Consider the following 13,863-nt stretch of genomic DNA (forward strand, 5'->3'; position numbering starts at 1 on the left):
TGGCTTGCCAGCGATCACCGGCGAAGCCGGTGCCATGCACTGCGACGTCTGCATTCGCAAAGTCAGCGGCGTGATCGCAGGCGCTGCGTTATGATCCGCGCCCCGCACCGGAGCAGCCCATGGCCAAAGACATCGACAACCCCTGCGTTTCCCTCTGCCAGCTCAACAGCGAGCTGTGCGTGAGCTGTGGCCGCACGCGCGAGGAAATCCGCAAATGGCGTGGCATGAAACGCCCGGAGAAGATGGCCACCGTGCAGCGCGCGGCCACGCGCATGAAGGCCATCGCCAAGAAGAACGCCAAGCAGCGCTAAGCGACGCAGTCAGCGCGCCACCATCCCACGCAACAGCAACTCGATCATCTGCCGCACCTGCAGGGCATGCCCGGCAAAGTCCGGCTCATCCTGGCTGGCCAGGCGCAGGAACTGCAGGTGGCCGTAGTCGTTGATCAGAAACGCCACGTAGTCCACATCCAGGTCTGCACGCAACAGCCCACGCTGCTTGAAGTCGCTCAGCACCCGGGCAATCTCCTGCACCAGCACGGCATTGACCTTGCGATACGCCGCCGGCAGGCCTTCGCCTGACTGGCCGATGATCTGCGGCAGCAGCTCGCGCCACAGCGCCGCCGGCAACATGCCAAAGGCATGTTCCACCACTTGCCGCTCCAACTGGCACAAGGCCTCGGCGGGGTCGTCCAGGCGGCCGATGCGCTGGCGGGTGGCGACCATCGCGCGGGCGTCCGACTCGCGTAGCGTCTCCAGCACGATGGCCTGCTTGCTGGTGAAGTAGGCGAACACGGTGGGCGCCGACACCCCGGCAGCCTTGGCGATCTGCTCGATGGTGGTGGCCTGGTAGCCCTGGCGGGCGAACAGCGCCACCGCCGCTTCCCCGATGGCCTGGCGCCGCGCCGCTTTCTGTTGTTCCCGCAATCCACTCATGGTCTGCCTGTGCCTTGTGCGTGTTCTGCGCAGAGCATACCCGCTTTCTTGTGTCGCAATAAAATTTTATTGACTAAAACATTTTATCGAATAAAGATTTGCCTCGGCCGGCGCAGACCGGCCCCTTGCTGCATTTTTCGAACTGCCCTGTACACAAAAAAAACTCTTACAGGAGCGTCACCATGCGTCACTTCCTCGGCACCTTGGTGCTCGGCAGCCTGTTGGCACCGTGCGCCCTGGCCGACTACCGCTTCACCCTCGGCCAGGCTCAGGGCCAGGCAAGCGTTGCCGCAGGGGCGGCGAGCATTGCCACCCATGGCATCAATTTCGGTGCCGGCCACAGCGACCAACGCAGCGGCCAGCCACGGGGCCAGGAGGCAACCTGGCAAGAGCTCTACCTCAAGCCCGGCGTCGCCCTGCAGTACGCCCTGAATGAGCAGCGCCTGCTGGAGACCGGCCTGTCCCTGGTGGCCACGCATACCTTTGGCGACGGCGATGCCGCTGGCTACACCCGCAGCGGTGACGGCCAGGTGGCGGTCGAGCAGGCGTTCGTCGGCGTTCGCCAGGGCGACTGGGGGCTGCGCCTGGGCAACCAGGACTATCAGGTCGGCAGCGGTTTCATCGTGATGGACGGCAACCTCGATTTGTTCGGCGAGGGCGATTACTGGCTCGGCCCGCGCAGCGCCTTTCACGACGGCGCGCTGCTGAGCTACCAGCACGACAGCTTCAGCGCCCAGGCTTTCAGCCTGGCGGCCAGCGACCGCTTGCAGGGCGACTACCGCCTGCAAGGCGCCAACCTCGACTGGCGCGTGGCCGACAGCGCGACCCTCGGCGCGCTGGCCATGGCCGTGCAATCCACCGGCCACGGCCGCAGCTTCGACGCCCCTCGCGAGGGCATGCGCGTCTACAACCTGCGCGCACTGGACGTTCACCTGCCAGGCCTGGCCGACCTCACCCTGGACGCCGAATACGCCCTGCAACGTGGCCATGGCGACGCCGTGCAGTACCACGCCAGTGCGGGCTACGCCCAGGCCAACTACCGCTTCAGCGCGCTGCCGCTGGCCCCGCAGCTGGGTTGGCGGCACGCCCGCTTCTCGGGCGACCGCGACCCCGGCGACAACCAACAGCAAGGCTGGGACCCGCTGGCCAAGGGCTTCAGCGGCTGGAGCACGTGGCTGGTGGGCGACATCGTCGGCAACTACCTGCTGTTCAACTCCAACGAACGCGTCGACCAGTACAGCGCCCGCCTGAGCCTGACGCCGACCCTGGCGCTGGGCGCGATCCACTACCGCTTCTCCCTCGACCAACCCAACTACCAGGGCATCGCCGTCGACCAGCGGCGCTTCGCCGACGAAAACACCCTGTACCTGGACTGGGCGCCCACCGAGCGCCTGTACGCCTCGGTGTCCTGCAACTGGGTCAAGCCCATGGCCGCGGCGCGCCAGGTGTTCGGTGACGACACTTTCCGCGCCCTGGAAATGTACCTGACCTACCGCTACTGACCGCTAACGAGAACGACCATGACCTTGCCTGCCGATTACCTGATCCACAACGCCCGCATCTACACCGTCGATGCCCACAAACCCTGGGCCCAGGCCCTGGCGGTGCGTGGCGAGCGCATCGTCCACGTGGGCGACAACGCCTCGGTGCAGGCCTTCGCCGGCCCGCACACCCAGCGCATCGACGCCGGCGGCAAGCTGGTGCTGCCGGGGTTCGTCGAGTCCCACTGGCATTTCAGCACCACCGCCTTCGCCTTCCAGGCCTTCATCAACCATGAAGACCCCGAGCAGATGCTGGCGCTGCTCAAGCGCTACGTCGACGAGCACCCCGACGAAAAAGCCATCACCGGCATGGGCTGGATCCAGGCCCTGGTGCCGCCGCACCTGCTGCGCCGGGAAACCCTCGACGCCATCTGCCCGGACAAGCCGGTGTGCCTGATGGCCACCGACTACCACACCATGTGGGTCAACTCCAAAGCCCTGGAAATCGCCGGCATCGACCGCGACACGCCGCCGGTGGAAGAGGGCGCCAGCTGGTTCGAGAAAGACCCGGTCACAGGCGAGCCCACCGGCGTGGTGGTCGATGGCGCCGCCTACTTCCTGCTGATGAAGCGCATCAGCGACGCCGGCTACCTGCCCACCGGCATCGACCTGTACCTGCGCTCGATTGCCGTGTGGCAGGAGAAGCTGGTGGCAGCGGGCATCACCACGGTATTCGACGCAGGCTTCCTCGACCCCAGCGGCGACCAGGACCTGCTCTACGAAACCCTGCAGCAGCTCGAACGCGAAGACCGCCTGAAGCTGCGGGTGGTCGGCAGCTACATCTCGCTGGGCGAAGAGGACGACCCGGTGGCCATCCTGCGCAGCATGCGCGAACGCTACCAGTCGCCGCTGGTGCGCGCCCAGGCGCTGAAGATGATGCTCGACGGCACCGAGATGAACCACACCGCCTACCTGCTCGAACCCTACTGCGACAAGCCCGACAGCTGCGGCGCCACGGTGATGCCGGCAGAGGTGTTCGAGCGCAACGTGCGCGAGGCCGACCGCCATGGCATCGACGTGATGATCCATGCCGTGGGCGATGCTGCCGTGCGCCTGGCGCTGGACGTGATCGGGCGCACCAATGAAGCCAACCCGCCGCGCGACCGCCGCCACGTGATCACCCACGCCTTCCTCACCCACCCCGACGACATCCCGCGGTTCCGCCAGGTCGGTGCGCTGGCCAACACCCAGCTGCAGTGGGGCGTGGTCGACGCCTACTCCGAAGCCATCCGCCGCTCCTATGGCGATGCGCGCTGGCGCTCGATGTACAAGTTCCGCAGCTTCGTCGACCAGGGCGTGACCGTGTCCATCGGCATGGACGGCCTGGCCTGCCAGTGCCGTTGCCAGCACCGCCCGGTGGAGCACATCGAGTCCGGCCACACCCGCCAGCTGGCCGGCGAGCCCGACGCGCCGGTGATGCCGGACATTAATGAAAAGCTCAGCATCCCGCAGCTGATCGCCGCCTACACCCTGCACGGTGCCTACCAGCTGCGCCTGGAGCACGAGATCGGCTCGCTGACCGAAGGCAAGCGCGCCGATGTGATCATCCTCGAGCGTGACCTGTTCGAGCTGAACAAGCACGACATCGGCAAGACCGAAGTGGCGCTGACCATGATGAACGGCCGCATCGTCCACAACGCCCTCTGACCCCGCCGCGGCCCCCTGCGGGCCGCGTTGCCTGGAACACGCCCCCATGAAAGCACGCACAGGTCTTGTGACCCGCACTCTGTTCATCTATATCGCCATCGCCTCGACCATGATCGTCGGCGTCGGCCCGGTGTTTCTCGGCATGCTCGCGCGCAAGTTCGACCTGCCGCTGGAGCAGCAGGGCTGGGTGCTGTCGATGGAAATGGCCGGCGTCATCGTCGGCACGCTGTTCAGCCCGGCGGCCGAACGCCGCGTCGGCACCCGCCTGTTGACCCTGGGCGGTGCCTTGCTGGGCCTGGCCGCCAACCTGAGCTGCGTGCAGGCGGAGGGCTTCGCCGGCCTGCTGGCCTGCCGGCTGGTGGCGGGCATCGGTGGAGGCTTGTTGTACAGCAGCGCGCTGACCGCCCTGGGCCGGCTGCCGCAGCAGGCACGCTCCTATGGCGCGATGCTGTTTCTGCAGACCTTGCTGTTTGCGGCGTTCGCCTCGGTGTTGCCGGTGATTTCCGAGCGCTATGGCCTGAGCATGGCGATCACCGCGCTGGCGGCGTGGTTTGCGGTGATCGTGCTGATCTGCCATTGGCTGCCGGATGTGCGTGCGGTGTGCCCGCTCGTCACGGAGCAGGTCATTCAGCACGCCCCGGGCAGCGGCAAGGTGGGGTTGTACGCGCTGGTCGGCATGCTGTGCCTGCAGATGGGCATCTACTCGGTGTGGGGCTTTCTGGAAAACCTGGCGGTCGAGGGCGGCGTTGCCCCGGTAGATGTCGGCTGGGCCTTGGGTTTGGGCTTGCTCGGCGGCCTGCCGGGCTCGGCGTTGCCCAGCCTGTTCGGCCAGCGCCTGTCGAGCAACCTGATGATCGCCCTGGGTTCGCTGGCCGTGCTCTGTTCGCTGGCCATGCTGGCCCGTGGCGTGCACCAGGCCGGGGAGCTGGCGGTGGCGGTGTTCGTGATGAACGTTGGCTGGACGCTGGCGCTCACCTACTACATGGCCACCGTCGCCACCCATGACCCAAGCAAACGCCTGGCCCCGGCCATCGGCTTCGTCCAGGTGTCCGCTGCTGCCGTGGCGCCGGCGCTGGTGGCGGGGCTGCTGCCGTATTCGGGGGAGCAGGTGATCTACCTGCTGGCGGCGTTCGCCATCGTCGGCGGCGGGTTGATGCAGTGCCTGCTGTTGCGCGCGCAGCGAGGGCTGGTTCAGGTGTGAGGGGCTTGTGCTTGTGCGACGTTTGCCGAGTGACACAGGCACAAAAAAGGGCTCGTTCGACAACCGAGCCCAAAGGGAGGAGCGGGTAGGGGCGGGAGGCCTCAGAAGCTTGCGGGTACCTCTGCCTCGCCACCGCCAAGTGCCTTGTAGAGCGCAATCAGGTTGTTGATCCGGGCCAGCTTGAGTGCGACCAGGTCCTGCTCGGCACTGAACAGGTTGCGCTGTGCGTCCAGGGTGTTGAGAAAGGTATCTACGCCTTCGCGATAACGGCTGTTCGCCAGGCCGTAGCTCTTGCGGTTGGCTTGCACGCGCAGGTTCTCGGCAAGCAGCTGCTCGTCCAGGTAGGCCTTCGCCACCAGCCCGTCGGACACCTCGCGAAACGCTGTCTGGATAGCCTTCTGGTAGTTGGCAACCTCGATTGAGGCCTGCACCTTGGCGACCTCGAGGTTGGCCTGGTTGCGCCCATGGTTGAAGATCGGCACGTTGATGGACGGCACGAACGACCAGGTCCCTTGGCCACCGGCGAACAGGTCGCCCAGTTGCGCACTGGCCGAGCCTGCCGAGGCGGTGAGGGCGATACTTGGGAAGAACGCCGCCCGGGCAGCGCCGATGTTGGCATTGGCAGCCTTGAGCTGGTGTTCGGCCGCCAGGATGTCAGGGCGCGCCGTCAGCAGTTGCGACGGCATGCCGGCTGGCAGGTCTTCCTGCAGCTTCACGCTGTCCAGTGCGATGGCTGTGAATGCGCTGTCCGGCAGCGGCTTGCCAACCAGCAGCATCAGGGCGTTCTTGTCCTGTTCGACCAGGCGCTGGTAGCGCGCCTTGGCCGATTCGGCGGCTCTCACCGTGCTTTGCGCCTGGCTCAGGTCCAGTTCGGTGGCCACTTCATGGTCATAGCTGCTCAAGACCAGGTTGTAGCTTTCGCGTTGGCTGGCCAGGGTCTGTTGCGCGATGGCCAGCAGCTGCTGGTCTGCCTGCAGTTGGTAGTAGGCCGACGCCACCTCGGCAATCAGTGCCAGCTTGGCGCTGCGCCTGGCCTCCAGGGTGGCGAAGTAGGTTTCCAGGGCCTGCTGGTTCAAGCTGCGCACACGGCCGAAAAAGTCCAGCTCATAGGCGGTGAAGCCGAGCCCGGCGCTATAGGTATGCGTGGTTTCGGTCTGGCCGTGGGGGCTCAGGTCCTGGGGGACGCGTTGGCTGGTGCCGGCGCCCGAGGCCGTGATCGAAGGCAGCAGGTCGGCGCGCTGGATGCGGTACAGCGCCTGGGCCCTTTCGATGTTCAGGGCCGCCACGCGATAGTCGCGGTTATTCTCCAGCGCTTGCCCGACCAGCGCCTGCAGCTCGGGGCTGTGGAAGAACTGCTGCCAGGTGACGATGGCGCCGTCTTCGTTGGAAGGCACGCTGTAGGTCGCGGCAACCGGTGCGGCTGGCCGTTGGTAGTCGGGCATGAGCGAGCAACCGCTGACGCTCAGCAGGGCAACGGCGACTGCAGCTTGGAGTCGTTTCATCTTCATACCTGGGCCTCGCTGGAGGCGGCCGAGCGGGTGGCTTTGGCGCGCTTGCGGGTGAACAGCTGGATGATCAGCACGTAGAACATCGGCACGAAGAACACCGCCAGGAAAGTTGCTGTGACCATGCCGCCGATCACGCCGGTACCAATGGAGTGCTGGCTGCCGGAGCCGGCACCGTTGGAGATGGCCAGGGGCAGCACGCCCAGCATGAACGCCAGCGAGGTCATGATGATCGGCCGCAGGCGCAGGCGCGCAGCTTCCACGGCAGCCTCCATCAGTGGCTTGCCGTGCTCTTCGTGCAGCGCCTTGGCGAACTCGACGATCAGGATGGCGTTCTTCGCCGACAGGCCCACGGTGGTCAGCAGGCCGACCTGGAAGAACACGTCGTTGGACAGCCCCCGGGCCAGTGTCGCGATCACTGCGCCAATCACGCCCAGCGGTACCACCATCATCACCGCGACCGGCACCGACCAGCTTTCATACAACGCCGCCAGGCACAGGAACACGATCAGGATCGACAGCGCATACAGCGACCCGGACTGCGAGCCCGACAGGCGCTCTTCATACGAGATGCCGGTGAACTGCAAACCGATGCCCGCAGGCAGCTGGCGTTCGATTTCCTCGACCGCATCCATCGCATCCCCCGAGCTGTAGCCCAAGGCCGGTTCGCCCTGGATCTGTACGCCGGGCACGCCGTTGTAGCGCTCGAGCTTGGGCGAACCATAGGTCCAGTAGCCGCTGGCGAAGGAAGAGAACTTGACCATTTCGCCGTTGGCATTGCGCACGTACCACTTGTCGAAGTCTTCCGGTGAGATGCGCGACGCGATCTCGCCTTGCACATACACCTTCTTGACCCGCCCGCGGTCGACGAAGTCGTTGACGTAGGCCGACCCCCAGGCACTGCTCATCGTCTGGTTGATATCGCTGATGCTGACCTGCAGCGCGCGGGCCTTCTCGTTGTCGATCTTCACCTGATACTGGGGTTCGTCATTCAGGCCGTTGGGCCGCACGTTCATCAGGCGCGGGTCGTTCGCCGCGAGCGCCAGGAACTGGTCGCGCGCCTCCATCAAGCGCGCGTGGCCAAGGCCGGTGCGGTCTTGCAGGTACAGATCGAAGCCCTTGGCATTGCCCAGCTCCAGGATCGCCGGCGGGACGATGGCAATCACGTTGCCGTCCTTGACCTGCGCCGCGCGCGCCTGGATGCGCTTGGCCAACGAGAAGATCGAGGTGTCGTCGCCGCCACGCTCCTCCCAGGGCTTCAAGCCAATGAACAGCATGCCCGAGTTCTGGCCACGGCCGGCGAAGTTGAAGCCGTTGACGGTATAGGCCGATTCGACCACTTGGGCTTCGTCCTGGAGCAGGTAATCGCGCATTTCGTCGAGCACGGCCTGGTTGCGTTCGGCACTGGCGTTGGCCGGCATCTGCACCTGGACCACCATGGTGCCCTGGTCTTCATCGGGGAGAAACGCGGTGGGAATGCGTGCGAACAGCAGCACCACGGCGCCCACCACGCACAGGTAGAACACCAGGAACACGCCCTTGCGCTTGAGGATGCCGGCTACCCCAGCCTGGTAGCGGTCCGCGTTGCGCTCGAACATCCGGTTGAACCAGCCGAAGAAGCCGCGCTTGTGCAGGTGCTCAGGGTCGGCCGGCTTGAGGATGGTCGCGCACAAGGCCGGCGTGAAGATCAGCGCCACCACCACCGACAGCGCCATCGCCGAGACGATGGTGATCGAGAACTGGCGATAGATGATTCCGGTGGCGCCACCGAAAAAGGCCATGGGCACGAACACCGCCGACAACACCATGGCGATGCCGACCAGTGCGCCCTGGATCTCGCCCATCGATTGCCGTGTGGCTTCCTTGGGCGACAGACCTTTCTCGACCATTACCCGCTCGACGTTCTCCACCACCACGATGGCGTCGTCGACCAGCAAGCCGATTGCCAGCACCATGCCGAACATGGTCAAGGTATTGATGGTGAAGCCGAACGCCGCCAGCACGCCGAAGGTGCCCAGAAGGACCACCGGCACGGCCAGGGTCGGGATCAGCGTGGCGCGCAGGTTCTGCATGAACAGGTACATCACCAGGAACACCAGCACGATCCCTTCGAACAGCGTCTTCACCACCTCGTGGATGGAGGCGGAAACCACCGGCGAGGTGTCATACGGGAACACCACCTTGAGGCCCTTGGGCAGGTTGGGCTCGAAGTCGGCAACGGTCTGGCGCACGGCCTTGACGGTTTCCAGCAGGTTGGCCCCGGTCGCCAGGCGCAGCGCGATGGCCGCAGCCGGTTTGCCGTTGTAGGTGCCGGAGATGGAGAAGTTTTCCGCGCCCAGGCCAACCTGCGCCACGTCTTTCACACGCACTTGCGAACCGTCCGGGTTGACCTTCAGCAGGATCTCCCGGAACTGCTCGGCGTTCTGCATCCGCGAGGTACCCAGGATCGTGGCGTTGAGCTGCACGCCCTGGTGCGTCGGCAGGCCGCCGAGCGAGCCCGAGGAAACCTGCACGTTTTCCGACTGCACCGCACTGATCACATCTTGTGGCGTGAGCTGGTAGCTCAGCAGTTTTTCCGGGTCGACCCAGATGCGCATGGCGTACTGGGCGCCCAGCATCAGGTAGTCGCCGACCCCCTTGGTGCGGGTGATCGGGTCTTTGAGGTTGGAGACGATGAAGTTGCCGATGTCGAAGTCGTCCATCGCGCCGTCTTCGCTGTACAGGCCCACGATCAACATGAAGTTGACCTGGTACTTGGCCACCCGCAGGCCCTGCTGCTGAACCTCCTGGGGCAGCAGCGGCGTGGCCAGCTGGAGCTTGTTCTGCACCTGCACCTGGGCGATGTCGGCATCGGTGCCCTGGTCGAAGGTGACGATGATGCTCAGGCTGCCATCGCTGTTGCTCTCGGAGGTGATGTAGCGCAGCCCGTCGAGGTTGTTGAGCTGCTGCTCGATGACCTGCACCACGGTGTCCTGCACGGTTTGCGCCGAGGCGCCGGGGTAGGTGACCGTGACGATGATCGCCGGGGCGGCGATGTTGGGGTACTGGTTGACCGGGAGCTTGAGGATCGACAGCCCGCCCGCCAGCATCAGCACGATCGCGATCACCCAGGCAAAGATCGGCCTGTTGATGAAGAAGTTAGACATGGAGTGAGTTTCCTTCGCTACGAAAGCCGCTGGCGCTATTGGGCAGCGCTGGCCATCGCCGGGTTGGGGTGGACGTTGCGCGCGGCGACCGCAGTGACCGGGCTGCCATCCTTGACGCGTTGCACGCCTTCGGTAATGACCCGGTCCCCGGCCTGCAGGCCGGCCTCCACCAGCCAGGCATTGCCCAGGCTGCGCAGCAGTTTCACCTCGCGCAGCCGGGCCTTGTCGCCTTCGTCCAGCACCAGGGCAGTGGCCTGGCCCTTGAGGTCGCGGGCAATGCCCTGTTGCGGCACCAGCACCGCGTTATCGCGCACCCCTTCGGCCAGGGTGGCATGCACGAACATCCCGGGCAGCAGGAGGTTGTCCGGGTTGGGGAACGCCGCCCGCAGGGTCACGGCGCCGGTGCTGGGGTCGACCGTCACTTCGGAGAATTTCATGGCGCCGGGGTGGGCGTAGGTCGAACCGTCTTCGAGCTTTAGCTCGACCTTGGCTTGTTCGGGGCCTGCCAGGGTGAGTTCGCCGCGTGCCATTTCACCGCGCAGGCGCAGCAGGTCGACCGAGGCCTGGGTCACGTCGACATAGATGGGGTCGAGCTGATGGATGGCGGCCAGCGCCTCAGGCTGGTTCTGGTTGACCAAGGCGCCTTCGGTGACGGCCGAGCGGCTGATCCGCCCCTCGATGGGCGCCAGCACCTTGGTGTATTCGAGGTTGATCTGCGCCATGCGCAGGTCGGCCCGCGCCTGCTCTGCTGCAGCTTGCGCATCGTCGTACTGCTGGCGGCTGATCGCGCGGCTTTCGACCAGGTGCTGGTAACGCTGCGCCAGGTTGCGGGTGGTGTTCAGGGTGGCTTGCGCCTTGTCCACGGCCGCCTGGTAGGTCGCCGGGTCGATCTGGTAGAGCTGCTGGCCCTTTTTCACCACCGCACCTTCGGCAAACAAGCGCTTCTGGATGATCCCGCTGACCTGCGGGCGCACCTCGGCGACGCGAAATGCCGAGGTGCGCCCGGGCAGATCGCTGCTCAGCAGCAACGGTTGGGCCTTCAAGGTCACGTAGCCCACCTCGGGTGGTGTGGCCGGGGCCGCAGCTTCCTGTTGCTGGCACGCGGACAAGGCCAGCACGGCCAAGGGCAGCGCCCCGAAAAGTTGTCGACGTCTGATGTTCAACGCTACTTCCTCACAGCTTGCACGCGACCGTCGGGTGACGGCCGTCAAAAACAAATAACCACAATGCGGTGCGATGTATCATAATGCGGTGCATCAGGGTTGAGCAAGACAGAAAGCCAAACGCCAGCCGCTTGGCGGGCGATGTAGAATCGCCGCCATTGAAGAACGCGCAGGGCTGCGGCCCGAGATGGGAAGGTTTATGAGTGACGAGATCGACAAAGACGGCGAGGGCAGGGCAGGCGGCATCCAGGTCATCGCCCGGGCCAGCGCCATCATGCGCACGCTGGGGGCCAACCCCAAGGGGCTGTCGCTGGCGGCGATCGCCCAGGAGGTAGGCCTGGCGCGCTCCACCGTGCAGCGCATCGTCGCCGCGCTGGAAGACGAGGCGCTGGTGGAGGCGGCCCGCCCGGGCAATGGCTTTCGCCTGGGGCCGGCCTTGGCGCAGCTGATCCACCAGAGCCACCGGGACATCATCTCGATCGCCCGTCGTTCGCTGGAGACGCTGTGCAACGAGGTGCAGGAAAGCGTGACCTTGTCCTGCATCAGTGGTAACCAGATCGCCGTGATCGACCGGGTGATCGCCGAGCGCGAGCTGCGGGTGGTGTTCCCCATGGGGCAGTCGATGCAGATGCACGCGACCGCCGATGGCAAGGCGCTGCTCTCGACCCTGAGCGACCAGCAGGTGCGCGACCTTTTCCCCGAGCCGCTCGCCAGGCTGACTGACACCACCCTCGATCTGGATCAGTTACTGGCCGAGCTTGCCACCATTCGGCGAACCGGGATTGCCATCGACAACGAGGAACACACCAGTGGAATCAGTGCCTGCTGCATCCTGATCCCGACGTTCATGGGCCCGCATGCGGTGGCCATCGTGGCCCCCACGGCGCGGTTCGCCAGGCGCTCCGAGCAGCTGATCAACGCGCTGGTCGAATGCAAGGCGGCGATTGCCCAGGTGGCCGGCGGCGAGTGACCCGCGCTGCCGCGCTCAGCCTTGCAGAGCCTGGTGGCTAAGCACGCTGCGGGTGGTGGCCTGGTAATGCTCGGCGAGCAGGGCGCAGGCCTTGTCGACATCGCGAGCCAGGGCAGCGTCGAGCAGTGCGCGGTGTTCACCCGGCACGTCGCGCTCGGCGGCGCTGCTGTAGTGCACCGAGAGCATCCGGTAGCGTGCGGTCTGGTCGCGCAGCATGTGCGACAGGCGCAGCAGCCAGGGTGAGCGGCAGTTGGCGATCAGGGCCTGGTGGAAGGCTTCATGGGCTTTTTCCCACTCAGGCTTCATCTGCCGCTGCGGGCCTTCGACCACTGGCAGGCGGTCGAGGCGGTGATGGGCCGCGATCAGCTGGCTTTCCCACTCCAGGTCACCCTGGCGGATCGACTCGGCCAGCGCCTGGCACTCGATGAGCAGGCGGGTCTGGGTGATGTCGCGGATTTCGTCGGCCGAGATGCGCCCGACGCTGAAGCCTTTCTGATCCTCGGAGGCGACGAAACCGCTGGTGGCCAGGCGCGACAATGCTTCGCGCAAGGGGATGACCCCGGCGTCGTAGTGCTCGGCCAGTTCCTTGAGGCGCAAGCGGCTGCCCGGCGCCAGGCGGCCATTGATGATGTCTTCGCGTACCCGCGCCTCCAGTTGCGAGGCCATGGTGCGTTTTTCCGAGGCTGCGGGCTGTGCGGCCCAGCGTTCGGCGTGGTTCATGTGCGGTATCACCGGCAGTGGCGGATGGGCAAATGATACACAGGTGGGTGGTTTATCGATAATTCGTAAAAAATATATTTTATCGTTGACGGCATATTTTCCTCGGATTAGCTTAAGGGCCATGCCGCACTGCCTGGCGGCCGTCAAACCACAACAAGAGGTATGCTCCATGCGTTACGTTCGTTTCTCTCTTCAAGGCCGCCCGGTGCTGGGCGTTCGCACTGCCGAAGGTGTCCGGGTGCTTGGCGAGGAGTCGCTGGAGTCGTTGCTGGCACGGGGTGTCGACCTTCAAACCTACGGCGCCGATGCCCAGGGTGAGCGGGTCGAGATCGGCGAACAGGACTACCTGCCGTTGATGAGCCGCCCCGGCAAGATCATCTGCGTGGGCCTGAACTACGCCGACCACACCAAAGAATCGCCCTACGCGCAGCCCGACTACCCGACCCTGTTCCCGCGCTTCAATTCCAGCCTGATCGGCCACAACCAGCCGCTGGTGCGCCCGCGCATCTCCGACACCCTGGACTACGAAGGCGAAATGGCCGTGGTGCTCAAGAGCGGCGGGCGGCATATCAGCAAGGCGCAGGCGCTGCAGCACGTGGCCGGCTACGCGCTGTTCAACGAAGGCTCGGTGCGCGAGTACCAGTTCAAGTCGCCGCAGTGGACCGTGGGCAAGAACTTCGATGACACCGGCGCGTTCGGCCCGGACCTGGTGACCGCCGATGAGCTGCCGGCGGGTGGCAAGGGCCTGCTGCTGCAGACCCGGGTCAACGGCAAGCTGGTGCAGTCGGCCAACACCGAGGACATGCTGTTCGACGTCGCCACCATCATCTCCACCCTCAGCCAGGCGGTAACCCTGGAAGCGGGCGATGTGATCGTCAGCGGTACACCGGCAGGCGTGGGCTTTGGCATGGACCCGAAGGTCTACCTCAAGGCCGGGGATATCGTCGAAGTGTCCATCGAAGGTATCGGCAGCCTGGTCAACCCAGTCGTCGACGAAGCCTGATTGATTCCGGGCATTCCCGGCCAGATCGAAGC

Annotated in this window: 11 protein-coding genes; 6 read left to right on the plus strand and 5 right to left on the minus strand. The window is 65.4% G+C overall.

Annotation, left to right across the window (positions count from 1 at the left end; translation table 11 throughout):
- Nucleotides 1-119: 119 nt before the first annotated feature.
- A complete protein-coding gene (locus B3E94_RS23995) occupies nt 120-311 on the plus strand; it encodes a DUF1289 domain-containing protein (RefSeq protein ID WP_176511497.1) in 192 nt (63 codons plus the stop codon).
- A gap of 9 nt (nt 312-320) precedes the next feature.
- Here the strand turns inward: B3E94_RS23995 and B3E94_RS24000 are convergent, their stop codons facing one another.
- Entirely contained in the window at nt 321-935 is a 615-nt protein-coding gene (locus B3E94_RS24000; protein WP_176511498.1) for a TetR/AcrR family transcriptional regulator, read from the minus strand.
- Between the two features lie 182 nt (nt 936-1,117).
- Here B3E94_RS24000 and B3E94_RS24005 point away from each other — a divergent pair, with 182 nt between their 5' ends.
- From B3E94_RS24005 to B3E94_RS24015, 3 genes are read left to right on the plus strand one after another with little or no spacing between them, the layout of a single operon-like run.
- Nucleotides 1,118-2,437: an alginate export family protein gene (locus B3E94_RS24005; protein WP_286915495.1), complete on the plus strand. Its 1,320-nt coding sequence runs from the start codon at nt 1,118-1,120 to the stop codon at nt 2,435-2,437.
- Nucleotides 2,438-2,455: 18 nt separating this feature from the next.
- Complete coding sequence (locus B3E94_RS24010; RefSeq protein WP_286915496.1) at nt 2,456-4,123, plus strand: amidohydrolase; 1,668 nt, start codon at nt 2,456-2,458, stop codon at nt 4,121-4,123.
- Between the two features lie 46 nt (nt 4,124-4,169).
- Nucleotides 4,170-5,324 (plus strand): MFS transporter, encoded by a 1,155-nt coding sequence (locus B3E94_RS24015; RefSeq protein ID WP_286915497.1) that lies wholly within the window; start codon nt 4,170-4,172, stop codon nt 5,322-5,324.
- A 101-nt stretch (nt 5,325-5,425) separates the two neighbouring features.
- Here the strand turns inward: B3E94_RS24015 and B3E94_RS24020 are convergent, their stop codons facing one another.
- Genes B3E94_RS24020 through B3E94_RS24030 form a run of 3 tightly spaced genes read right to left on the minus strand, consistent with a single transcriptional unit; the run spans nt 5,426 to nt 11,132 of the window.
- Complete coding sequence (locus tag B3E94_RS24020; RefSeq protein WP_286915499.1) at nt 5,426-6,832, minus strand: efflux transporter outer membrane subunit; 1,407 nt, start codon at nt 6,830-6,832, stop codon at nt 5,426-5,428.
- Nucleotides 6,829-9,975 carry an efflux RND transporter permease subunit gene (locus B3E94_RS24025; RefSeq protein ID WP_286915500.1) on the minus strand — a complete coding sequence of 1,049 codons (3,147 nt, stop codon included), beginning with the start codon at nt 9,973-9,975 and terminating at the stop codon, nt 6,829-6,831. The genes B3E94_RS24020 and B3E94_RS24025 overlap by 4 nt, the downstream gene beginning before the upstream one ends.
- A gap of 35 nt (nt 9,976-10,010) precedes the next feature.
- Complete coding sequence (locus B3E94_RS24030) at nt 10,011-11,132, minus strand: efflux RND transporter periplasmic adaptor subunit (RefSeq protein ID WP_286915524.1); 1,122 nt, start codon at nt 11,130-11,132, stop codon at nt 10,011-10,013.
- A 205-nt stretch (nt 11,133-11,337) separates the two neighbouring features.
- Here B3E94_RS24030 and B3E94_RS24035 point away from each other — a divergent pair, with 205 nt between their 5' ends.
- Nucleotides 11,338-12,108 (plus strand): IclR family transcriptional regulator, encoded by a 771-nt coding sequence (locus tag B3E94_RS24035; protein WP_286915501.1) that lies wholly within the window; start codon nt 11,338-11,340, stop codon nt 12,106-12,108.
- Nucleotides 12,109-12,123: 15 nt separating this feature from the next.
- Here B3E94_RS24035 and B3E94_RS24040 read toward each other — a convergent pair whose 3' ends face one another.
- A complete protein-coding gene (locus tag B3E94_RS24040) occupies nt 12,124-12,828 on the minus strand; it encodes a GntR family transcriptional regulator (protein ID WP_286915502.1) in 705 nt (234 codons plus the stop codon).
- A 169-nt stretch (nt 12,829-12,997) separates the two neighbouring features.
- On the opposite strand from B3E94_RS24040, the gene B3E94_RS24045 reads away from it, so the two are divergent.
- Entirely contained in the window at nt 12,998-13,831 is an 834-nt protein-coding gene (locus B3E94_RS24045; protein WP_286915503.1) for a fumarylacetoacetate hydrolase family protein, read from the plus strand.
- Nucleotides 13,832-13,863: the final 32 nt, after the last annotated feature.

Source organism: Pseudomonas sp. UBA6315 (assembly GCF_002438125.1).
Taxonomy (GTDB): domain Bacteria; phylum Pseudomonadota; class Gammaproteobacteria; order Pseudomonadales; family Pseudomonadaceae; genus Aquipseudomonas; species Aquipseudomonas faucium.

Coding starts and splice junctions, on each gene's coding strand:
- B3E94_RS23995 (WP_176511497.1), top strand. CDS start 120: ATGGCCAAAGACATCGACAACCCCTGCGTTTCCCTCTGCCAGCTCAAC.
- B3E94_RS24000 (WP_176511498.1), bottom strand. CDS start 935: ATGAGTGGATTGCGGGAACAACAGAAAGCGGCGCGGCGCCAGGCCATC.
- B3E94_RS24005 (WP_286915495.1), top strand. CDS start 1,118: ATGCGTCACTTCCTCGGCACCTTGGTGCTCGGCAGCCTGTTGGCACCG.
- B3E94_RS24010 (WP_286915496.1), top strand. CDS start 2,456: ATGACCTTGCCTGCCGATTACCTGATCCACAACGCCCGCATCTACACC.
- B3E94_RS24015 (WP_286915497.1), top strand. CDS start 4,170: ATGAAAGCACGCACAGGTCTTGTGACCCGCACTCTGTTCATCTATATC.
- B3E94_RS24020 (WP_286915499.1), bottom strand. CDS start 6,832: ATGAAGATGAAACGACTCCAAGCTGCAGTCGCCGTTGCCCTGCTGAGC.
- B3E94_RS24025 (WP_286915500.1), bottom strand. CDS start 9,975: ATGTCTAACTTCTTCATCAACAGGCCGATCTTTGCCTGGGTGATCGCG.
- B3E94_RS24035 (WP_286915501.1), top strand. CDS start 11,338: ATGAGTGACGAGATCGACAAAGACGGCGAGGGCAGGGCAGGCGGCATC.
- B3E94_RS24040 (WP_286915502.1), bottom strand. CDS start 12,828: ATGAACCACGCCGAACGCTGGGCCGCACAGCCCGCAGCCTCGGAAAAA.
- B3E94_RS24045 (WP_286915503.1), top strand. CDS start 12,998: ATGCGTTACGTTCGTTTCTCTCTTCAAGGCCGCCCGGTGCTGGGCGTT.